Annotated in this window: 17 protein-coding genes; 1 reads left to right on the top strand and 16 read right to left on the bottom strand. The window is 73.6% G+C overall.

Annotated elements, in window-relative coordinates; translation table 11 throughout:
• Positions 1 to 78: 78 nt before the first annotated feature.
• The 8 genes from GBN72_RS28990 to fmt form a co-directional block, all read right to left on the bottom strand.
• Positions 79 to 543: an Lrp/AsnC family transcriptional regulator gene (locus tag GBN72_RS28990; protein ID WP_151774899.1), complete on the bottom strand. Its 465-nt coding sequence runs from the start codon at positions 541 to 543 to the stop codon at positions 79 to 81.
• A 48-nt stretch (positions 544 to 591) separates the two neighbouring features.
• Positions 592 to 2,034 (bottom strand): GuaB1 family IMP dehydrogenase-related protein, encoded by a 1,443-nt coding sequence (locus tag GBN72_RS28985; RefSeq protein ID WP_164540930.1) that lies wholly within the window; start codon positions 2,032 to 2,034, stop codon positions 592 to 594.
• A gap of 126 nt (positions 2,035 to 2,160) precedes the next feature.
• A complete protein-coding gene (locus GBN72_RS28980; RefSeq protein WP_151774897.1) occupies positions 2,161 to 2,415 on the bottom strand; it encodes a helix-turn-helix domain-containing protein in 255 nt (84 codons plus the stop codon).
• Positions 2,416 to 2,499: 84 nt separating this feature from the next.
• Positions 2,500 to 5,964 (bottom strand): S8 family serine peptidase, encoded by a 3,465-nt coding sequence (locus GBN72_RS28975; protein ID WP_246212976.1) that lies wholly within the window; start codon positions 5,962 to 5,964, stop codon positions 2,500 to 2,502.
• Positions 5,965 to 6,324: 360 nt separating this feature from the next.
• On the bottom strand, positions 6,325 to 7,368 hold the full coding sequence (locus tag GBN72_RS28970; RefSeq protein WP_151774896.1) for a sugar-binding transcriptional regulator: 1,044 nt from the start codon (positions 7,366 to 7,368) through the stop codon (positions 6,325 to 6,327).
• Positions 7,369 to 7,477: 109 nt separating this feature from the next.
• Positions 7,478 to 8,164 (bottom strand): ribulose-phosphate 3-epimerase, encoded by a 687-nt coding sequence (gene rpe / locus GBN72_RS28965; protein WP_151774895.1) that lies wholly within the window; start codon positions 8,162 to 8,164, stop codon positions 7,478 to 7,480.
• Between the two features lie 109 nt (positions 8,165 to 8,273).
• Complete coding sequence (locus GBN72_RS28960; RefSeq protein ID WP_151774894.1) at positions 8,274 to 9,704, bottom strand: RsmB/NOP family class I SAM-dependent RNA methyltransferase; 1,431 nt, start codon at positions 9,702 to 9,704, stop codon at positions 8,274 to 8,276.
• Positions 9,705 to 9,926: 222 nt separating this feature from the next.
• Positions 9,927 to 10,859: a methionyl-tRNA formyltransferase gene (fmt, locus tag GBN72_RS28955; protein WP_151774893.1), complete on the bottom strand. Its 933-nt coding sequence runs from the start codon at positions 10,857 to 10,859 to the stop codon at positions 9,927 to 9,929.
• A 245-nt stretch (positions 10,860 to 11,104) separates the two neighbouring features.
• On the opposite strand from fmt, the gene GBN72_RS28950 reads away from it, so the two are divergent.
• A complete protein-coding gene (locus GBN72_RS28950) occupies positions 11,105 to 11,602 on the top strand; it encodes a hypothetical protein (protein WP_151774892.1) in 498 nt (165 codons plus the stop codon).
• Positions 11,603 to 12,097: 495 nt separating this feature from the next.
• On the opposite strand, the gene GBN72_RS28945 is transcribed toward GBN72_RS28950, so the two are convergent.
• The 8 genes from GBN72_RS28945 to GBN72_RS28910 form a co-directional block, all read right to left on the bottom strand.
• Positions 12,098 to 14,251 (bottom strand): primosomal protein N', encoded by a 2,154-nt coding sequence (locus tag GBN72_RS28945; protein WP_151774891.1) that lies wholly within the window; start codon positions 14,249 to 14,251, stop codon positions 12,098 to 12,100.
• Between the two features lie 129 nt (positions 14,252 to 14,380).
• Positions 14,381 to 15,589, bottom strand: coding sequence for a methionine adenosyltransferase (metK, locus tag GBN72_RS28940; RefSeq protein ID WP_151774890.1), 1,209 nt, complete (start codon positions 15,587 to 15,589; stop codon positions 14,381 to 14,383).
• A 245-nt stretch (positions 15,590 to 15,834) separates the two neighbouring features.
• Positions 15,835 to 17,064 carry a bifunctional phosphopantothenoylcysteine decarboxylase/phosphopantothenate--cysteine ligase CoaBC gene (gene coaBC, locus GBN72_RS28935; protein WP_170315372.1) on the bottom strand — a complete coding sequence of 410 codons (1,230 nt, stop codon included), beginning with the start codon at positions 17,062 to 17,064 and terminating at the stop codon, positions 15,835 to 15,837.
• Between the two features lie 173 nt (positions 17,065 to 17,237).
• On the bottom strand, positions 17,238 to 17,522 hold the full coding sequence (rpoZ, locus tag GBN72_RS28930; protein WP_108957089.1) for a DNA-directed RNA polymerase subunit omega: 285 nt from the start codon (positions 17,520 to 17,522) through the stop codon (positions 17,238 to 17,240).
• A 258-nt stretch (positions 17,523 to 17,780) separates the two neighbouring features.
• The gene (gene gmk, locus GBN72_RS28925; protein WP_151774889.1) at positions 17,781 to 18,377 is read right to left on the bottom strand and encodes a guanylate kinase; all 597 of its coding nucleotides are present in this window, start codon (positions 18,375 to 18,377) and stop codon (positions 17,781 to 17,783) included.
• A gap of 37 nt (positions 18,378 to 18,414) precedes the next feature.
• Complete coding sequence (locus GBN72_RS28920) at positions 18,415 to 18,738, bottom strand: integration host factor (protein ID WP_055492888.1); 324 nt, start codon at positions 18,736 to 18,738, stop codon at positions 18,415 to 18,417.
• A gap of 300 nt (positions 18,739 to 19,038) precedes the next feature.
• Positions 19,039 to 19,881, bottom strand: a complete 843-nt coding sequence (gene pyrF / locus GBN72_RS28915; RefSeq protein WP_151774888.1) for an orotidine-5'-phosphate decarboxylase — start codon at positions 19,879 to 19,881, stop codon at positions 19,039 to 19,041.
• On the bottom strand, positions 19,878 to 21,002 hold the full coding sequence (locus GBN72_RS28910; RefSeq protein WP_151774887.1) for a quinone-dependent dihydroorotate dehydrogenase: 1,125 nt from the start codon (positions 21,000 to 21,002) through the stop codon (positions 19,878 to 19,880). The genes pyrF and GBN72_RS28910 overlap by 4 nt, the downstream gene beginning before the upstream one ends.
• Positions 21,003 to 21,033: the final 31 nt, after the last annotated feature.

Here is a 21,033-nt window from a genome sequence, read left to right as displayed (position 1 = left end):
GGAATGAGTAGCCGTACAGCGCCGCCGTCAGGCGACGGCGGTCACGCGCGGCCTCGGAAGGTCAATGTCGTCGGCGCTTCATACCGTCGAGGGTAGCCCGGAACCGCCGGAGAAGCGCCGCAGAAGGGGGGAGAGGACCAGCACCGATTTGGTCCGCTCGACGAACGGCTCCCCCGCGATCCGTTCCAGCACCTGTTCGAAGTGGCGCATGTCCGCGGCGAACACCTGGACCACCGCGTCCGCCTCCCCCGTGACGGTGGAGGCGGACACGACCTCGGGATAGCGCTCCAGGCCGCGCCGGATGGTCTCCGGCGAGGTGTTGCCGCGGCAGTAGACCTCGACCAGGCCCTCGGTGGACCAGCCGAGGGCGGCCGGGTCCACGCGGACCGTGAACCCGGTGATCACTCCCGTCGCCCGCAGCCGGTCCACCCGCCGCTTCACGGCGGGCGCGGACAGGCCGACCATCTGGCCGATGTCGGCGTAGGACCGGCGCGCGTCCTCGGCGAGGGCGCGCACGATGCGTTCGTCGAGCTCGTTCAGCAAGGCGGGTGGATCACTTCCGTACGAGGGCTGTACGGGCAGTAGAACAGATCAGTTCCAGCTGGCGTGCAGCGGCTTGCCCTCGGCGTAGCCCGCCGCGCTCTGGACGCCGACCACGGCCTTGTCGGCGAACTCCGCCAGGTCGCCCGCGCCCGCGTAGGTGCAGGAGGAGCGGACGCCCGCGACGACCGAGTCGAGCAGGTCCTCCACGCCCGGCCGCGCCGGGTCGAGGAACATCCGCGAGGTGGAGATGCCCTCCTCGAACAGGCCCTTGCGGGCGCGGTCGTAGGCGGACTCCTCGGAGGTGCGGTTGGCCACCGCACGGGCCGAGGCCATGCCGAAGGACTCCTTGTAGAGCCGCCCGTCGGGGGCCTGCTGGAGGTCGCCGGGGGACTCGTAGGTGCCGGCGAACCAGGAGCCGATCATCACGTTGGACGCGCCGGCCGCGAGGGCCATCGCCACGTCGCGCGGGTGGCGGACGCCGCCGTCGGCCCAGACGTGCTTGCCGTGCTTCCTCGCCTCGGCGGCGCACTCCAGGACGGCGGAGAACTGCGGGCGGCCCACGCCGGTCATCATCCGGGTGGTGCACATGGCGCCCGGGCCGACGCCCACCTTGACGATGTCGGCGCCCGCCTCGATCAGGTCGCGCACGCCCTGCGCGGAGACGACGTTGCCGGCGACGACCGGCACCTTCGGGTCGAGCGCCCGGACGGTGCGGACGGCGCCGATCATCGACTCCTGGTGGCCGTGCGCGGTGTCGATGACCAGGGTGTCGATCCCGGCGTCGAGCAGCTGCTTCGCCTTGCCCGCGACGTCGCCGTTGATGCCGACGGCGGCGGCCACGCGGAGCCGGCCCTGCCCGTCGACGGCGGGGGTGTACAGGGTGGCGCGCAGCGCGCCCTTGCGGGTGAGGATGCCGGCCAGGCGGCCCTCGGCGTCGACCGCGGGGGCGTAGCGGCGGTTGGCGGAGTCGAGGGTGTTGAACGCCTCGCGGGGGTCGATGCCGGCGTCCAGCAGCAGCAGGTCACGGGACATGACCTGGGCCAGCTGGGTGAACCGGTCGACGCCGGAGAGGTCGCGGTCGGTGACCACGCCGACCGGCTTGTACTCGGCGTCGACGACCACGCCGGCGTTGTGCGCGCGCTTGGGCAGCAGGGCGAGCGCGTCGGCGACGGTCTGGTGCGGGGAGAGCACGATGGGCGTGTCCAGCACCAGGTGGCGGCTCTTGACCCAGCCGACGACCTCGGTGACGACCTCGATCGGGATGTCCTGGGGGATGACCACCAGCCCGCCGCGGCGGGCGACGGTCTCCGCCATGCGGCGGCCGGCGACGGCGGTCATGTTGGCGACGACCAGCGGAACCGTGGTGCCGGTGCCGTCCGGCGAGGAGAGGTCGACGGCCTGACGGGAGCCGACGGAGGAGCGGCTCGGAACCATGAAGACGTCGTCGTAGGTGAGGTCGTACGTCGGCTGGACGTCGTTGAGGAATCGCACGTGCACATCCCGAAAACACAAGATACGGCCCTGCGGCGTGGACCGCCGAGGGAAAAAGGCACGTACTTCAGGTTCCCCCGGCGGGTGCCGGGGGAACCAGAGGCGGATCATCCGGAACCGCGTCCCTCAGCCTTGTACGTTCCTACCAGGAGTGGGTGCGGGCCGGCAGGGGTCGAGGAGCGGGAAGTGCTCCCTGGCGTGCCAGCCGAGCTGGATGCGGGTGTTGACGCCCGCGGTGTCCATCATCTGCCGGATCCGCCGCTGCACCGTCCGCCGCCCGACGCCCAGGCGCAGGGCGACCGTCGTGTCCGTGTAGCCGTCGAGCAGCATGCGCAGGATCTGCGAGTCCAGGCCTCCGGCGTGGCCCCCGTGTGCTTCCATCCGCTTTCTCCTCTCCCACACCGCGTACGCCCTGGGGCCCGCCCCGCCGCCGGCTGCGGTGGGACGGGCCCCAGGGTCGTCGCATCAGCTCAGGTCGGGGCGTTCGGTGACCTTCAGCGCGTTGACGAGCGTCTTGCCCTCACCGGCGACGAAGCGCAGGTTCAGCTGGCCGTCGGTCACCGTGACCTGGAAGGTCTTGGTGAGCGCGGTCCGCTGGCCGGTCTCCAGGGCGATGTCGACGTTGTCCACGACGGTCCTGCCCTCGGCCATCACGTCGAAGACGCGCTTGCCGGGGGCCTTGCCGCCGATCTCCGCGAGGTCCACCTCGATCTCGTAGACGCCGTCCACCACGTCGTCGAAGCGGTACTCCAGCGCGCCCTCGCGGGCGGTGGCGAAGCGGGCGTCGTCCACGGTGCCCGCGATGCCGCCGGAGATCCGGCTGACGGTGGACCTGCCGACCCAGCCGTAGGAACCGGCCTTGTACTCACGGTCCGCGGTCCAGGAGGCGCCGTCGGAGTCCTTGCCCGGGGCGGTGGCGGCTCCGGCGTCGAGCGCCCTGCTGTAGCCCGGCACCACCAGGGTGACCGGAACGGTGACCTCGGGGGCCCGGCCGGAGAGCGAGTGGACGGTGACCTCGGTCGTGTAGACCTGGCCGGCGGTCAGGCCCTCCGTGGAGACGGCGAGGCCGACCTCGGCCCGGGCGCCCTTGGCGAGGGTGCCGGCGGCGCCGTCCAGGGTCAGCCAGTCCGCGTTCTCGGTCACCGTGAAGTCCGTCGCCGAGCCGTCGTTGCCGAGCCCGAGGCTCCGCTCGCGGTCCTCGCCCAGCGGGACGACGACGTCGAGCTTGTCGACGGAGGCGCTGACGTCGCCGGTGGTGAGGGCGGCGCCGACCTCGACCAGTTCGCCGGGGCCGACGTCGACGGTCTTCTCGAAGGTGCCGTAGGCGGGAGCCTGGACGACGACCTTGGTCTCCCCCTCGGGAACCCGCAGGGTGTAGCCGCCGGTGGCACCGGTGACCGCGGTGACGCCGCCGGCCTCGACCGTGGCGCCGTCGACGGGCAGGCCGTCGTTGGCGTCGGTGACCACGCCCTGGATCCGGGCGCTGGTGTCGCGGAAGGTGATGCTCAGGCCGTCCTTGAGCACCGCCTGGTTGTACGAGTACTGGAGGGCGACGGTGCCGTTGGCGTTCTCGATGCCGACGGTGGCGCTGTTGCCCTGGAGGCGGGCGTTGCCCTCCGGGACGTCCTTGTACCGGTAGGTGATGTCGCCGCTCTCGCTGACCTCCACCGAGAAGGAGAAGTAGGTGGTGGTGCCGCGCGGGGCGACGTCGCGCCATTCCACCAGGAACTTGCGGTTCGGGGCCTCGCCGTAGGACTTGGTGTGGACCGAGCCGGTGGCGGTGACGGCCAGGTCGTCCCAGAACGGGTAGAGGGCCGCGTTCGGGGCGGCGGACGCCGGGAGGGCGACGTTGGAGTAGGCGGTCGAGCTGCCGCCGAACGTCAGCACGCCGTTGGTGTTGACGTGGCCGGAGGCGTACCGGGTGCCGTACAGCGGGAAGGAGAACGGCAGGGTCACCGCGGCCACCGCGTCGTCGCCGGTGAGGGCCAGCGGGGTGTCGCCGGCGACCCAGTCGGCGGAGCCCGTGGAGCACGCCATGCCGAAGGAGTCCTTGCGGGCGGGCAGGGTGATGTCGAGCGTCAGGTCGTCGCCGACGGTGATCTCCTCGGTGGCCTTGGACAGGCAGAGGGAGGAGGAGACGGCCTCGACGGTGTAGTCGCCGTTGGGGATGACGGCGGAGTACGTGCCGTCCTCCTCCGTGGTGGCGGAGACCGGGGTGTCCGCGAAGGAGACGGTGGCGCCGGCGACTGGGCCCTCGGAGGAGGAGACGGTGCCCGAGACGGTGGAGGACGGGGCCTGGTCCATCTCGATCGCGGCGGAGGCGGTGGCACCCTCGGTGACGGTGACCTGGGCGGTGCCGTTCAGGTAGCCGTACTTCGAGGCAGTCAGCGTGTACTCGCCGACCGACAGGACGGGCAGCTGGTAGCCGCCGTCCGCGCCGGAGGTGACGGAGCGGTCGATGGGTCCGTCCACGACGATCCGCGCGCCGGCCACCGGCTCGCCGCCGGAGGTCACGGTGCCGGACAGGGAGCCCACCGCGCCGCGCGGCGCGTTCTCGACCGCGGCGAACGCGTCGAGCTTGCCCTCGCCGAACACGTTGTTGCGTTCGGCGGTGCCGCCGCACTGCAGGTTCTCGGTGTCGACGGCCGTCTGGTCGAGCAGGGCCTCGGTGGCCTCGACGTCACCGAGCATCTGGGGCGAGGCCGACCAGATCAGGGCGACGGCGCCCGCGGTGTGCGGGGAGGCCATGGAGGTGCCGTTGTAGCTGCTGTAGCCGCCCGGAATGGAGGAGCGGACGTTGACGCCGGGCGCGGCGATGTTCGGCTTGACCGTGCCGGCCTCGCCGGGGCCGCGGGACGAGAACGTGGCGATGGTGCCGTTCACGTCGAAGGCGCCGGTGGAGTAGCTGGAGATGTAGGTGCCCGGCGACCCCGAGGTGTTGCAGGAGGAGCCGGAATTGCCGTTGGAGAACGCGGGGAAGATGCCCGCCGCGCGCCAGGCGTCGACGATCTCCTGGTACCAGTCGTCGAAGCCGCTGCCGCCCCAGGAGTTGTTCACCACGTCGGGCGCCAGGTCCGGCCGCGGGTTGTCGCCGGCGCGGTCGGTCGGGGCGACGATCCACTCGCCGGAGGCCAGCAGGGAGGCGTCGGAGCAGGAGTTGGACTCGCAGCCCTTGGCGGCTATCCAGGTGGCACCGGGGGCCACGCCGATCTGGTTGGCGCCTCCGTCGTCGCCGACCATGGTGCCCATGGTGTGGGTGCCGTGGCCGTTGTTGTCGCACGGGGTGCCGCCGGCACAGACGGCGGCCGGGTCGAACCAGTTGTAGTCGTGGCTGAAGGTCCCGTCGCCGTTGTTCCCGCGGTAGGAGCCGGCCACGGCCGCGTGGGTGTGGTTGACGCCGCTGTCGACGTTGGCGACCACGACGCCCTCGCCGCGGACCCCGTGGTCCGCCCAGACGTCGGGGGCGTTGACGGCGTCGATGTTCCACTCGACGCCGGAGACGGTGTTCTGCCGCTCGCCCTTCATGGGCTCGTCGAGCTTGATCTCCCGGTCGGCCCTGATCGACTCGACCTCGGGCAGCTCCGCGATCTTCTTCGCCACCGCCTCGGTGGCGGTTACCTGGACCGTGTTGATGATCCAGAACGAGCGGGCCTCCGCGCCGTTCTCCTTGGCGATCGAGAGGACGTCGGCCTGGCTCTCCTTCGCGGTCTCCTTCTTGGACCGCAGCACCTCGGCGCCGCGGGCGGACTTGCCGGTGAGCCTGTTGGCCCTGGTCAGGTCCGCGTCCTGCCCGAGGTTCACCCAGAAGGTGGTCTTCCCCCCGTCCTCGAATTCTTCGAGGACCTTCTTCTCGGCCTTGGCCGGCAGGCTCTCGTCGGCGGCCGCCGCCGGCGCGGCGGCGGCGAGGGCGCCGAGGGGCAGCAGTGCCATGGACGTCAGGGCCACGAGAGCGGCTCTGAACGGTCTCCGGTTCGGTCTCAACAGGTCTCCATCCCACGTGCGGCGGGGATCTCCCGCCCCGACTTGCTGCAGTCGTGCTGAGTGACGGAACGCCGAAGCCGGGCAGTCTTGGGCCCGGCAACCGGGCCATTCTTCGATCATGTGCATGACTGCACAAGAATGGAATGCGCCTTCCGGGCGGTGCTGGCCCAAAGTCGCCAACCCGCCGCGGGGGGAATGGATCCGCTTCGGCCGGGGTAGCGGCGGCCGCCCCGGAGAACGCGAACGGCCCGCGCCGGAGCGCGGGCCGTCGGAACACCGACCGGGTTCTCCGGACGGGACGGGAGGACGTCACATGCCGTCCGGGTCCGCCCGGTTGAGGGCGGGGGTGGGCGCCGGACCCGCGGTCAGCAGGTAGTCGGCGGCCGAGGTGTCGGTCACCAGGCTGGTGACCAGGCCGGACCGCAGCACCGCGTCGATCGCGGCGCCCTTGCGGGCGCCTCCGGCGATGGCGACCACCTCGGGGATCCGGCGCAGCTGCTCCGCCTTCACCGTGATGCACCGTTCGCCCAGGTCCCGGCCGACCCGCCGGCCCTGCGCGTCGAAGAGGTGCGCCGACATCTCCGCCGCGACGCCCAGCGAGGCGTAGTGCTCCCGCTCCTCGTCGCTGAGCATGTCGTGCACCGTGGACACGCCCGGGTCCCACGAGCCGATGGAGACACAGGCGACGGTGACCTTGTCGAAGTACTCGAAGGCCCGGGCGATTCCGGTCTGGTTGCGCAGCGCGGCCGCGGTGGCGGCGTCGGGCAGCAGCATCGGCGCGTAGATGGGGTGGGCGTCGCCGCCCGACACCTGGGCGGCGCGCCGCACCGCCTCCACCGAGCCGCGCTCGGCGGTCCCGGCGTCGTAGACGCCGGTCAGCTGGACCACCGTGCACTGCGGCAGCTTGTTGAGCGCCACCGCCATGTGGATGGTGGACCGGCCCCAGGCCAGCCCCAGGACGTCCCCCTCGTCGACCAGCTCACCGAGGAGGTCCGCGGCGACCTCGCCGAGGTTCTCCGGGTCCGGGGAGTCCTGGGCCTCGGCGGGGGACTCGACCACGACGGCGTGCCGCAGGCCGTACCGGGCACGGAGCGCGTCGGAGCGCTCGGCGTCCAGTTCGGCCGGGACACGGATCTCGATCCGCACGAGGTCCCTCTCGAGGGCGGTCTCCAGGACCCGCGCCACCTTGAAGCGGCTCACGCCGAACTCCTCGGCGATCTGGATCTTGGATTTCCCCTCGAGGTAGAAGCGGCGGGCCATGGCCGCCGCCTGCACCAGCTCAGCGGGTCCCATCCGCATGGCTGACCGGCCCGCCGACATACCCGACACGGCGCTCTCCTCACTGCTGTTCACATCTTGGACCTGCCGTCCATCCTTGCAGATGTGGCAGGACGGGTCCGCCTCTAAGGGCGTCGTTCACGTTCTGTTGGCCTGGCTCCCGCCCGTGCGCGGTGGCCTTCGCTCAGTGGGCGCACGCCCAGGACGCGGAGGCGGTGGCCGATTCCGCCTGCGCCCGCAGCCCGCGGACCGCCTCGGCCGGGTCCTCGGCGCCGTACACCGCGGAGCCCGCCACGAACACGTCCGCGCCCGCCTCGGCGCAGCGCTCGATGGTGGACGCCGAGACACCGCCGTCGATCTGCAGCCACAGTTCGAGGCCGTGCTTGGAGATCAGCTCACGGGTGCGGCGGATCTTCGGCAGCATGATGTCGAGGAACGCCTGGCCGCCGAAGCCCGGCTCGACCGTCATGATCAGCAGCATGTCGAGCTCGGGGAGCAGGTCCTCGTAGGGCTCGATCGGCGTGGCCGGGCGCAGCGCCATGGAGGCGCGGGCGCCCTTGGCGCGGATCTCCCGCGCCAGCCGGACCGGCGCGGCGGCGGCCTCCACGTGGAAGGTGACGGATCCGGCCCCGGCCTCCACGTACTGCGGGGCCCAGCGGTCCGGCTGCTCGATCATCAGGTGACAGTCCAGCGGAGTGTCGGTCGCCCGCGCCAGGGACTCGACCACCGGCACGCCGAGGGTCAGGTTGGGCACGAAGTGGTTGTCCATCACGTCGACGTGGAGCCAGTCGGCTCCCGCGACAGCCTCCGCCTCGTCTGCGAGACGCGCGAAGTCGGCGGAGAGGATGCTCGGGTTGATCTGCACGGCCATGCCCACAGCCTGCCATGGAGCAGACCTTTCGGGGGCATCCGGGTGCCTCCTGATTTCCGCCCGGGCACCCGGGCGGGGCGCGGTCCGGGCCGCGCCCCGCGCCCGGACGTCACGCGAGGCGGCGCACGAGTGCCAGGTACATGGCGTCGGTGCCGTGCAGATGCGGCCAGAGCTGCACGTCGGGCCCGTCGCCGAGGTCCGGCACGCCGGGCAGCAGGGGCCGCGCGTCGAGCAGTTCCGCCTCGCCGTCGCGCTGCTTGAGGACGTCGTCGACGACGGCACGGGTCTCGGCCAGGTGCGGCGAGCAGGTCACGTAGCCGACGACGCCGCCGACCCGCACCGAGTCCAGCGCGGTCCGCAGCAGCGCCCGCTGCAGCGGGGCGAACCCGTCCAGGTCCTCGGGCCTGCGCCGCCACCGCGCCTCCGGCCGGCGCCGCAGCGCGCCCAGGCCGGTGCACGGCACGTCCATCAGCACCCGGTCGAAGGAGCCGGGCCGCCACGGCGGCCGCGTCCCGTCGGCGGCGATCACCTGGTACGGACCGGGGTTGCCCTCCAGGGCCCGCGCCACCAGTCCGGCGCGGTGCGGCTGCTTCTCGGAGGCGAGCAGCACGGCGCCGCGCCCGGCGGCCAGTCCGGCGAGCAGCGCGGCCTTGCCGCCGGGACCCGCGCAGCCGTCCAGCCACGCCTTGTCGGGGCCCTCCAGCGGCGCGTTGGCCAGGGCCAGGGCGACCAGCTGGCTGCCCTCGTCCTGGACGCCGGCCCGGCCCTCGCGGACCGCCTCGACCGCGCCGGGCTCGCCGCCCTCGGTGAGCCGGACCGCGTACGGGGACCAGCGCCCGGGCGCCGCGGCGTCCTCGCCCAGCGACTCCAGCAGCTCCGCGGCGGTGGCCCGCCCGGGGCGCGCCACCAGTGTCACCTCGGGCCGCTCGTTGTCCGCGGCCAGCAGTTCCTCCACTCCGGCCCGGCCGCCGCCGAGCGCGTCCCACAGCGAGGAGACCACCCAGCGCGGGTGGGAGTGGACCACCGCGAGGTGGTCCTCGGGGTCCTCGTCGTAGGGCGGGGCGACCCGCTCCAGCCAGCCGTCCAGGTCCTGCCGCGCGATCTTGCGCAGGACCGCGTTGACGAACTTGGCCCGGCCGTCGCCGAGCACCACCCGGGCCAGCTCGACGGTGGCCGAGACCGCGGCGTGCGGCGGGATCCGGGTGCCGAGCAGCTGGTGCGCGCCGAGCGCGAGCACGTCGAGCACCGGCGGGTCCACCTCGCGCAGCGGCCGGTCGACGCAGTCGGCGATGATCGCGTCGTAGGTGCCCTGGCGGCGCAAAGTGCCGTAGACCAGTTCGGTGGCGAGAGCGGCGTCCCTGCCCTCGAAGCCGTCCTTCTCCCGGGCCTTGCGCAGCAGCGGCGGCAGGACCAGGTTGGCGTACGCGTCCCGCTCGTCGACGGCGCGCAGCGCCTCGAAGGCGAGGATGCGGACCGGGTCCTTCTGGGGCCGGCGGTACGGCTTGGCCGGTTTGCGGGGCCGGCGGGAGGGGTCGCTCACGAAAAAGGTGCTCCGGATCGCAGAGATCGAGGCTTCGAAGACATCGGGGCTCGGGGCTCAAGGCTCGGGGCTCAAGGCTCGGGGCTGGGCTCAAGGCTCGGGCGGGACTCGGGCTCGGGGCTCGACGCTTCAGGGCTTCGAGGAAGGGGTGATACCTCCCCAGACTACGTCCCGCCGGTGCCGCCCCGCCCGGCCCCCGCCCGCCCCGGCCCCGGCCCGGTCTCAGCCGCCCAGCGTCTCCCCGGCCGTGATCCGCGCGCCGCGCGCCCAGTCGGCGGCGCGCATCGGCTTCTTGCCCTGGGGGCGCACCCACACCAGCTCGACGGCGTGCGAGCCGGTCCCGACGTACACGTTGTTCTTGGCGGCCGCGATCTCGCCGGGCGCCAGGTCGGTCCGGTCGGCGACGAGGGCGACCTGGGTCAGCTTCAGCCGCTCGCCGCGGAAGGTGGTCCAGGCACCGGGCGCGGGGTTGCAGCCGCGCACCACCCGGTCCACGCGCAGGGCGGGGGCTGCCCAGTCGACGCGCGCGTTCTCCACCGTGATCTTCGGTGCCAGGCTGATGCCGTCCGCGGGCTGCGGGACCGGCTCGAGGGCGCCGTCCTCGATGCCGTCCATGGTGGCGGCCAGCAGTCCGGCGCCGGCCAGCGAGAGCCGGGTGAGCAGGTCTCCGGCGGTGTCGGTGGGGCGGACCTGCTCCGTGAGGGTGCCGTAGACCGGGCCGGAGTCCAGGCCCTCCTCGATCAGGAAGGTGGAGGCACCGCTGATCTCGTCGCCGGCCATCACGGCGTGCTGCACGGGGGCGGCGCCGCGCCAGGCCGGCAGCAGCGAGAAGTGCAGGTTCACCCAGCCGTGGGCGGGGACGTCGAGGGCGACGCGGGGCAGCAGGGCGCCGTAGGCCACCACCGGGCAGCAGTCCGGGGCGATCTCCCGCAGCCGGGCGAGGAACGCCTCGTCGCGCGGGGAGGCGGGCTTGAGCACCTCGATGCCGGCCTCCTCGGCCCGCTCGGCCACCGGGCTCGCCACCAGCCGGCGGCCCCGCCCCGCGGGCGCGTCGGGACGGGTGACGACGGCGGCCACCTCGTGCCGTCCGGAGGCGATCAGTGCGTCCAGGGCGGGGAGGGCGACCTCGGGGGTGCCTGCGAAGACGAGCTTCATGGGTGGCGTAGGGCCTCTCGGGGCGGGGATGCGGGCGGCGCACCAGTCTAGGAGGCCGCGGGAGGTCCCGGGCGACGCGGTGGGGCGACCGCGTGTGCGGCGCCTCCAGGGCGCGCGGCGGGCACCGAGCGCCCCCGCGACCGTGACCCCCCGGGGGTCGGGCGCGTTGGTCAAAGGAGAGTTGACCACAACGGGCCGCCATCGCCGCGGCCGATCCTTTCATCGCCGGTTCGAGAGGCTTGTTCATGGCCGACCACGCAACCCACGACGCCCAGGCTCGGGCCAGCCTGCACCTGCTGGTACGGGACATCGAGCGGGTCCGCCGGCAGGTGGACGCGCTGCGTACGCTCACCGCCCAGCTCGGGAACGTCTACCGCCCGCGGCGCACGGGTTCCTCCGCCGGATTCGTCGTCTACGGACGGGCGCCGGCGCCGACGGTCCGTCTCGCGCAGGAGCTGCGCGACAGTGTCGAGACGCTGGTCACGGCGGCGGTCGACTTCGACCGGTCGCTGGGGTTCTCGTGGGACGCGGTGGGCTCCGCGCTGGGGGTCACCAAGCAGGCGGTGCACCGGCGGTACGGGGCGCGGCGGGCGGCGCAGCAGGCGGCGGCCGAGGCGGAGCGTCAGGCCCGGCAGCAGCCCTCCGCGCAGGGCGACCCGCCCGCCGTCCCCACGGTCCCGGCGGCCCGCCAGCCCCTCCCCGACCGCCCCACCCCCTTCCCTTCGCCGCGCAACGGCACCTGACCGCACCGACACCCCGTGCCCGGCCGCCCCTCCCGACCTGCGGGCGGCCGGGCCACCAGAGGTCAACGGGTCCCCTGCTCGAACGAGCCGAGACCTTGGGCGAGGGGGGACGCACGCCTCACCCCCTGCGGGCGCAGGGGAGGGCGGGCGCAGGCCTACCCCCCTGCCCCTGCGGGCGGCTGGGCCGCCCAGGGGGCGGCACGGGCGGGCGCAGGCCCCAGCCTCCGCGGCAAGCGGTTCCCCTCCACCACGCGCAAGCCCGCGGTGGCGTACACACGTAACCTCACAGCGGCGCGCCCAAGCCCGGGCCCGGGCGGACAGCACTGTTCATCCCCCGACCTGCCCCCTTCCCAAGCCCCCAAGCTCTCGACTTCGCTCGAGCAGGGGGCACCACCATCGCCCCAGCGGCACGATTGCCCGCAGCACGGGAGGACCTGGGCTGCGCACCGCGCGGTGGAACGGCCGGGCGGTACCGCGGGGGCCAGGCGGCGCGGGTCAGCCGATGTCCGGGGGGTCGATGCGGAGGCGGACGGGGGTGGCGCCGCCGCGGGCCATGCGGGCGGCCTGGGCGGTCTTGAGGGCGGTGGCGAGCACCGCCCCCCGCCCGGGCGGCACCCGGACGAGGGCCCGCTCCCAGATCTCCCCCGGCGGCGGCGCCCCCCGCCGCACCGCCCGCCCCGCGGGAGTGACCGGCAGCGGCACCGGCCCCAGCACCTCCGCCTCGGCCGGCAGCTCCGCCCCCGTGAGGAACTCCGCGACCGCCTCCGGCGGCCCGGACACCGCCGCCATCCGCGACACCGGCGGAAACCCGAGCTCGGCCCGTTCGGACAGTTCACGCAGCGCGTGCCCCACCGGGTCCCACCGCACCAGCGCCTGCACCGGCCGCAGCGTCGGCTCGGCGACCACCACGACCGCTCCCCCGGCCTCCTGCCCCCGCACCAGCGCCGCGGCCGCGATCCACCGCCGCAGCGCCTCCTCGTCGGAGCGCAGGTCCTGGCGCCCCAGCATGGCCCAGCCGTCGAGCAGCAGCGCGGCCGCGTAGCCGCCCTCGGCCACCGGTTCGGCCCCCGGCGTGGACACCACCAGCGCCGGCGTCCCCGGCACGGTGTCCAGCACCTGCTCGCGCCCGGAGGTGCGCACCGGCACGGAGGGGAACGCCCGCCCCAGTTCCTCGGCGGTCCGCCGGGCCCCCACGACGCTGGCGCGCAGCCGGAACGCCCCGCACTCCGGGCAGCGCCACTCCGGCTCGGCGCGCCCGCACCAGCCGCAGGCCAGCCGGGTCTCGTCCTGCCCCTCCAGGGGGCCCGCGCAGTGCCTGCAGCGCGCGGGCGCCCGGCAGCCCGCGCAGGCCAGCCGGGGCAAGTAGCCGCGCCGCGGCACCTGCACCAGCACCGGCCCGTGCCGCAGCCCCTCGCGGGCGGCCTGCCAGGCCAGGGTGGGCAGCCGGGCGACCCGCGCCGCCTCGTCACGGGCGAGGTCCTGGTCGCCCACGGTCCGCACCAGTGGCGCGGCGGCCCGCACCAGCGCCCGGTCCGCCACCAGCGGCCGCGCCCAGCCGCTCTCCACGAGCTGCGCGGCCTCCACCGTGGTGCTCCACGCCCCGAGCAGGAACCCGCAGCGGTGGTGCGTGGCCCGCAGTTCCAGCACCTCGCGGGCGTGCGGCTGGGGCGCGTGCGGCTCGCTGTGGCTGTCGTCGCCGTCGTCCCAGATCACGACCAGGCCGGGGTCGCGGACCGGGGCGAACATGGCGGCCCGGGTGCCGACCACCGCGCGCACCGCGCCGCGCCGCACGGCGAGCCACTGCCGGTACCGCTTCTGCGGCCCGGCGTCGGCGGTGAGCAGGACGTGGCGGCCCTCGCCCAGCAGGGCGGCGAGGGCGGCGTCGACGCGGGCGGCGGTGCGGCCGTCGGGGACGACGACCAGCGCGCCCCGGCCGGAGGCCAGCGTGGCGGCCACCGCGCGGGCGATCTCCTCGCTCCAGGCGGGGCCGGGCAGAGCGTTCCAGACGGCCCGCGGGGCGCCGCCGGCGGCCAGGCTCTCCAGGAACGCCGGCCCCTGCTCGTAGCGGCTCCACGGACCGGGGGCGGGCGCCGGGGGCGGCGGCAGCGGCTCCGGCGACGGGGCGCCCTCCGCCTTGGCGTTGCGGGGCGGGACGGCGAGCTGCAGCACGTCGGCGAGGCTGCCGGCGTAGCGGTCGGCGACGGCGCGGCACAGCGCGAGCAGGTCGGGGCCGAGGACCGGCTCGGGCGACACCACCTGGGCGAGGGCGGCGAGGGGGCCGCTGTAGTCGGACTCGGCGAGCCGTTCCACGATGAAGCCGTCGACCAGGCCGCCGCCCTCGCGCCGGCCGCCGCGCACACGGTTGCGGCCGGCGCCGAAGCGGACCCGGACGCGGACACCGGGACGCGCGTCGGCGTCCAGCTCCGCCGGGACGGCGTAGTCGAAGTAGCGGTCGAGGTGCAGGACACCCTTGTCGACGAGGACGCGGGCGACGGGGAGGCGTTCCGCGACGGCGGCGCCACGCCAGGTCCGCGGCTTGGCCCGGGGCGCCTTCTCCTTCGCCTCGCGCACGCTCTCCCGGATCAGCGCGAGCTGCTCGGGCGGCGCACCCTGCGCGCCGCCCTCCCCAGGGGTCTCTTCGCTGCTCACGCCGCCATTGTTCCACCGGGCTCGGACAGCGTGCCGTGCCGTGCGGGGCGAACGGACGGCCGCACGGCCGAGGCCCGGCACCCCGTCGGAACGGGGTGCCGGGCCTCGGCCGTGCGGCGCCGGGGGGAACTACACCCCCGCCGCCTCCTTGAGCGCGTCCACGCGGTCGGTCCGCTCCCACGTGAAGTCGGGCAGCTCGCGGCCGAAGTGGCCGTAGGCGGCCGTCTGGGAGTAGATCGGGCGCAGCAGGTCCAGGTCGCGGATGATCGCGGCGGGCCGCAGGTCGAAGACCTCGGAGATCGCGGACTGGATCTTCTCGACGTCGATCTTCTCCGTGCCGAAGGTCTCGACGAACAGGCCCACCGGCTCGGCCTTGCCGATCGCGTACGCGACCTGCACCTCGCAGCGCGAGGCGAGACCGGCCGCGACGACGTTCTTGGCGACCCACCGCATCGCGTACGCGGCCGAGCGGTCCACCTTGGACGGGTCCTTGCCCGAGAAGGCGCCGCCGCCGTGGCGGGCCATGCCGCCGTAGGTGTCGATGATGATCTTGCGGCCGGTGAGACCCGCGTCACCCATCGGGCCGCCGATCTCGAACCGCCCGGTCGGGTTGACCAGCAGGCGGTAGCCCTCGGTCTCCAGCTTGATGCCGTCGTCGGAGAGCGCCTTCAGCTCCGGCTCCACCACGTACTCGCGGATGTCCGGGGTGAGCAGCGAGTCCAGGTCGATGTCCGAGGCGTGCTGCGAGGAGACGACCACGGTGTCCAGACGGACCGCCTTGTCGCCGTCGTACTCGATGGTGACCTGGGTCTTGCCGTCCGGGCGCAGGTAGGGGATGGTCCCGTTCTTGCGCACGTCGGACAGGCGCTTGGACAGGCGGTGCGCGAGGAAGACCGGCAGCGGCATCAGGGTCGGCGTCTCGTCGGAGGCGTAGCCGAACATCAGGCCCTGGTCGCCCGCGCCCTGCTTGTCGAGCTCGTCCTCGTCACCCTCGACGCGGGCCTCGTAGGCCGCGTCCACGCCCTGGGCGATGTCGGGGGACTGCGAGCCGATGGAGACCGACACGCCGCAGGAGGCCCCGTCGAAGCCCTTCTTGGAGGAGTCGTACCCGATCTCGAGGATCTTGTCGCGCACCAGCTGCGGGATCGGGGCGTAGGCCTTGGTGGTGACCTCGCCGGCGACGTGCACCAGGCCGGTGGTGATCAGCGTCTCGACCGCGACCCGGGAGGTCGGGTCCTCGCGCAGCAGCGCGTCGAGAATGGTGTCGCTGATCTGGTCAGCGATCTTGTCGGGGTGACCCTCGGTCACGGACTCCGAGGTGAACAGGCGACGGGACACAACGCTCCCTGGGTTTGCAGCGGCTGCTGGCTGAATTCTTGGCGACGAATCGGGGCTGCGCCCGGACGTCCGGCACAGTCTAGTCGGTCCTGCCCGTCTGGCGGGCCACCGATCTCACCCTACGGGCGGAGAGCGGCTGGACGGACGAGGACATCCGGGTCATTCTCCCCCGGACCGCCCCGGGACTCCCCGGCGCCGCCCTCCGGGCGGGCCGCCGGTGGGCCCGGGGCCCTCGACCGATCCGGTCATCCGGCCAGGCGGCCGGCGACCAGGTCCCACACGGTGTCGGCCAGGTCCTCCTTGGGACCGTGCGGCACCGGCGTCTCGCCGCCGTCGGCGCCGAGCACCAGGGCCTCGTTCTCCTCCGACCCGAAGGTCAGGTTCTCCCCCACCTGGTTGACGACGAGGAAGTCGCAGCCCTTGCGCCTGAGCTTGGCCCGGCCGTTGGCCACCACGTCGTGGGTCTCGGCGGCGAAGCCGACCACGACCTGGCCGGTGCGGGCCCGCCCGGCGGAGATCTCCGCCAGCACGTCCGGATTGCGGACCAGGGCGACCGGTTCCGGGTCCTGCCCGTCCTTCTTCTTGATCTTGCCTTCGGCGTAGGCGGCCGGCCGGAAGTCGGCGACGGCGGCGGCCATCACCACGGCGTCGGCGTCCCGGGCCGCCTCCACCACGGCCCGGCGCAGCTCGACGGCGGTGCCGACGCGGACCACGTCGACCCCCGCCGGGTCGGGCAGGGCGGTGTTGGCGGCGACCAGGGTGACCCGGGCGCCGCGGGCGGCGGCGGTGCGGGCGAGGGCGTAACCCTGCTTGCCGGAGGACCGGTTGCCGAGGAAACGGACCGGGTCCAGCGGCTCGCGGGTGCCGCCGGCACTGATCACCACATGGCGTCCGGCCAGGTCGGCCGGGGCGGGACCGCGGGTCAGGACCCGGCGGCAGACCTCGAAGATCTCCACCGGGTCGGGGAAGCGCCCCTTGCCGGTGTCCACGCCGGTGAGCCGCCCCACGGCCGGCTCGATCACCACCGCGCCGCGGCGGCGCAGCGTCGCCACGTTCTCCTGGGTGGCCGGGTGCTCCCACATCTCGGTGTGCATGGCCGGCGCGAAGACCACCGGGCAGCGGGCGGTGAGGAGCGTGTTGGTGAGCAGGTCGTCGGCGAGGCCGTGGGCGGCCTTGGCCAGCATGTCGGCGGTGGCAGGGGCGACGACGACCAGGTCGGCGTGCTGCCCGATGCGCACGTGCGGCACCTCGTGCACGGACTCCCACACCTCGGCGGAGACCGGGTGGCCGGAGAGCGCGGACCAGGTGGGCGCGCCGACGAAGTTCAGCGCGGAGGCGGTGGGCACCACCCGGACGTCGTGGCCGGACTCGGTGAACCGCCGCAGCAGTTCGCAGGCCTTGTAGGCGGCGATGCCGCCGCTGACGCCCAGGACGATCCGCGGCCGGCCGTCCGTCTCGTGCACCGTCGTTCCCACCGTGTCTCTCCCTGAAGTGACTGGCTGCGTACTCCGAGCCTACGGGGACCCGGGATCCGTCCCGGAAAGGAGTTCCCGGCGAACGGGCAGACCACAGGCCCGGCAGGTCACTGCCGGGCCTGTGGTCGCTGACTGTGCCGCTGGAAGCGGGTGGCTCCGTGGGAGCCGGCGCCTCAGCGCGTGGGGTCCGTCGCCGGGCCGTCGACGGCCTCGGAGGTGAGCAGACCGGCGTTGATCTCGCGCAGGGCGATCGAGAGGGGCTTCTCGTGGACGTGGGTGTCGACGAGCGGGCCCACGTACTCGAGGAGGCCCTCACCGAGCTGCGAGTAGTACGCGTTGATCTGGCGGGCACGCTTGGCCGCGTAGATGACCAGGCTGTACTTCGAGTCGGTGGCCTCGAGGAGCTCGTCGATCGGCGGGTTGATGATGCCCTCGGGCGCGGTCATGGAAGAGGACACGCTCTGACCTTCCGATAAGGGTGAATGAGATCTGGAAGCACTCCCGCCCGGATCGCTCCGGCGGGGTTGGCGGGCACCGGGTGTCCGCCCCTACGACGGTCCTCCCGACCGCCGGGCAGGTCCTGGACCTGCCGCGTGCCGGCGTGCACGTTCTGGACATGCGCGTCCGGCCGACACCCCGGAGTATAGCCGCGCGGCCGGGCGATCCGCGCAGCGTACCTCGGACCGGCCCCTCGCGGGAGGGGCCGGTGAGGTGCGTCAGACGGCGCCCATCAGCGTCAGCAGCTCGCGGGCCACGGCGTCGACGGCGGTGTTGACCAGCGTCACGTCGAACTCCGGCTCGGCGGCAAGTTCGACCTTGGCGGCCTCCAGCCGGCGTGCGATGACCTCCGGCGACTCGGTGCCGCGCCCGGTGAGCCGGCGCACCAGCTCCTCCCAGGACGGCGGCGCGAGGAACACCAGCTGGGCCTGCGGCATGGACTCGCGCACCAGGCGCGCGCCCTGGAGGTCGATCTCCAGCAGCACGGGGCTGCCTGCCTCCAGCCGCTCCATCACGGCGGCGCGCGGTGTGCCGTAGCGGTTGCCCGCGAACTCGGCCCACTCGAGCAGCTCGCCGTTGGCGATCATCTTGTCCATCTCCTCGTCGGTGACGAAGAAGTAGTGGACACCGTCCTGCTCGCCCGGTCGGGGCTTGCGGGTGGTCGCCGAGACGGAGAGCCACACGTCGGGGTGCTCGTTGCGCATATGGGCGACGACCGTGCTCTTGCCGACCCCGGAGGGGCCGGAGAGCACGGTCAGACGCGGACGTACGTCCTGGGGGACGGGGGTGGTCGTCCCCCGGGGTGTTGCAGCCATGCGCCGATTATTCCAGTAATCCCGGGCAGGCCGGGACTCAGGAGGCGGCGCCGCCGAACTCCCGCTCCAGGGAAGCGATCTGGTTGGAGCCCAGGCCACGCACCCGGCGGCTCTCGGAGATGCCGAGCCGCTCCATGATCTGCTTGGCGCGGACCTTGCCCACGCCCGGCAGCGACTCGAGCAGGGCGGAGACCTTCATCTTGCCGATGACGTCGTTCTCCTGGCCCTGCTTGATGACCTCGTGAAGGGAGGCGCCGGAGTGCTTGAGTCGATTCTTGACCTCGGCCCGCTCCCGGCGAGCCGCGGCGGCCTTTTCGAGCGCGGCTGCGCGCTGTTCGGGGGTAAGGGGCGGAAGAGCCACGCCTACGTCACCTCGGATGTCGAACTGTCGGATACGGACCGGTGAGGAACCTGCTTGCCCCACACCTGGTGAGCCACACACCACAGTTGGCCTGTGGCTCTGGTCGGAGACTAGCGGTCCGGACAGCGAGAGTCAGCGAGAACGACGGAAAAGTCCTGGTCAGACTCGCCAGCGGCTCGATCACGGCCGACATTTACGACAAACCGGAGCGGTTTCGCGCCTCAGGAGGCGGACATACGGATGGAGCGCGTCCGCCGCGGGGGGCCTTCCCCGCGGCGGACCGTGTGTCCCGGCGTGCCCTCAGCCCGCCACGGCGGCGCGGATCTCGTCCGCGTAGCGCTGCGCCGCGTCCCGCAGCGCGCCGGTCGACGGGCCCTCGCGCAGCACGCCGCGGCTGACGTTGGGCACGACCGCGCGCACCGCCGCGCCGAAGACGCGCGGCAGGTCCGCTGGGGTCGCCCCCTGCGCGCCGATACCCGGGGCCAGCAGCGGGCCGTTGATGTCCAGGTCGTAGGAGGACAGGTCGCCGAGCGTGGCGCCGACCACCGCGCCGAAGGAGCCGAGCGGCTCCTCCCCCGCGTTCTCCTCGGCGAGGTGCGCCAGCATGGTGGCGCCGACCCTGCGGCCGTCGGCGCGCACGGCGTGCTGGACCTCGCCGCCCTCGGGGTTGGAGGTGAGCGCCAGGACGAACAGCCCGGCGCCGTTCTCCCGGGCCAGGTCCATGGCCGGCTTCAGCGAGCCGTAGCCGAGGTACGGGGAGACGGTCAGGGCGTCGGAGAACAGCGGGGCGTCCTTGCGCAGGAACGACTCGGCGTAGGCGGCCATGGTGGAGCCGATGTCGCCGCGCTTGGCGTCCATCACCACCAGGGCGCCGGCGGCGCGGGCCTCCTCGACGGACTTCTCGAGCACGGCGAGGCCGCGGGAGCCGAAGCGCTCGAAGAAGGCGATCTGCGGCTTGAGGACGGCGACCCGGCCGGCCAGCGCCTCCACCACGGTGCGGCTGAAGCGCTCCAGCCCGGCGACGTCGTCGGCCAGGCCCCAGGAGCCGAGCAGGGAGGCGTGCGGGTCGATGCCGACGCAGAGCGGCCCGCGCTCATCCATGGCGCGGCGCAGCCGGGCGCCGAAGGGCTCGGTGGGGGTCATACGGCCTTCTCCTTGTCCTCGTCGGCCTTCACACCCGCGCCGACCGCGTCGGCGAGGGTGGCGTACGGGCTCTGGCGCAGGCGCCGGGCCAGGCCCTGGTGGATCGAGCGGGCCCAGAAGGGGCCCTCGTAGATGAAGGCGCTGTAGCCCTGCACCAGCGTGGCACCGGCCAGGATGCGCTGCCAGGCGTCCTCCGCCGTCTCGACGCCGCCGACGCCGACCAGGGTGATCCGGTCGCCGACCCGGGCGTAGAGGCGGCGCAGCACCTCCAGGGAGCGCTGCTTGAGCGGCGCGCCGGACAGGCCGCCGGTCTCCTGCACCACGGCGGGCGACGACCTCAGGCCCAGTCCGGCGCGGGCGATGGTGGTGTTGGTGGCGATGATGCCGTCCAGGCCCAGCTCGACGGCGAGGTCGGCGACGGCGTCCACGTCCTCGTCGGCGAGGTCGGGGGCGATCTTCACCAGCAGCGGGACCCGGCGCTCGGGCACCGTGCGGTCGGCGGCCTCGCGGACGGCGGTGAGCAGCGGGCGCAGCGCCTCGGTGGCCTGGAGGTTGCGCAGGCCGGGGGTGTTGGGCGAGGAGACGTTGACGACCAGGTAGTCGGCGTGGCGGGCGAGCCGCTCGGCGGACTTCACGTAGTCGGCGGCGGCCTCCTCCTCGGGGACGACCTTGGTCTTGCCGATGTTGACGCCGACGACCGGCTTGAAGACCGGCCGGCGGGCGGCGAGGCGGGCGGCGACGGCGGCGGAGCCGTCGTTGTTGAAGCCCATCCGGTTGATCAGCGCGCGGTCGGCGACCAGCCGGAAGAGGCGCTTCTTCGGGTTGCCGGGCTGGGCCTCTCCGGTGACGGTGCCGATCTCGACGTGGTCGAAGCCGAGCATGGCCATGCCGTCGATGGCGACGGCGTTCTTGTCGAAGCCGGCGGCCAGGCCGAACGGGCCGTGCATGCGCAGGCCGAACGCCTCGGTGCGCAGCTCGGTGTACCGGGGGGCGAGCCAGGCGGCGAGGAACGTGCGCAGCACGGGGACGCGGGCCGCCAGCCGGATCCAGCGGAAGGCGAGGTGGTGGGCGCGCTCGGGGTCCATGCGGCGGAAGACGAGGCGGAAGAAAAGCGAGTACATCGAAAGGCTCCTCATGAACTCCTCATGAAGA

Source organism: Streptomyces abyssomicinicus (assembly GCF_008974245.1).
In the GTDB taxonomy this organism is placed as follows: domain Bacteria; phylum Actinomycetota; class Actinomycetes; order Streptomycetales; family Streptomycetaceae; genus Streptomyces; species Streptomyces abyssomicinicus.
This window is presented reverse-complemented; position numbering and strand designations above follow the sequence as displayed.

Bases quoted from the DNA above. Each gene is read 5' to 3' on its own strand.
- gmk (WP_151774889.1), bottom strand. From the start codon at position 18,377: ATGGCTGCAACACCCCGGGGGACGACCACCCCCGTCCCCCAGGACGTA.
- fmt (WP_151774893.1), bottom strand. From the start codon at position 10,859: ATGAAGCTCGTCTTCGCAGGCACCCCCGAGGTCGCCCTCCCCGCCCTG.
- GBN72_RS28950 (WP_151774892.1), top strand. From the start codon at position 11,105: ATGGCCGACCACGCAACCCACGACGCCCAGGCTCGGGCCAGCCTGCAC.
- GBN72_RS28980 (WP_151774897.1), bottom strand. From the start codon at position 2,415: ATGGAAGCACACGGGGGCCACGCCGGAGGCCTGGACTCGCAGATCCTG.
- GBN72_RS28910 (WP_151774887.1), bottom strand. From the start codon at position 21,002: ATGTACTCGCTTTTCTTCCGCCTCGTCTTCCGCCGCATGGACCCCGAG.
- GBN72_RS28975 (WP_246212976.1), bottom strand. From the start codon at position 5,964: ATGGCACTGCTGCCCCTCGGCGCCCTCGCCGCCGCCGCGCCGGCGGCG.
- pyrF (WP_151774888.1), bottom strand. From the start codon at position 19,881: ATGACCCCCACCGAGCCCTTCGGCGCCCGGCTGCGCCGCGCCATGGAT.
- rpe (WP_151774895.1), bottom strand. From the start codon at position 8,164: ATGGCCGTGCAGATCAACCCGAGCATCCTCTCCGCCGACTTCGCGCGT.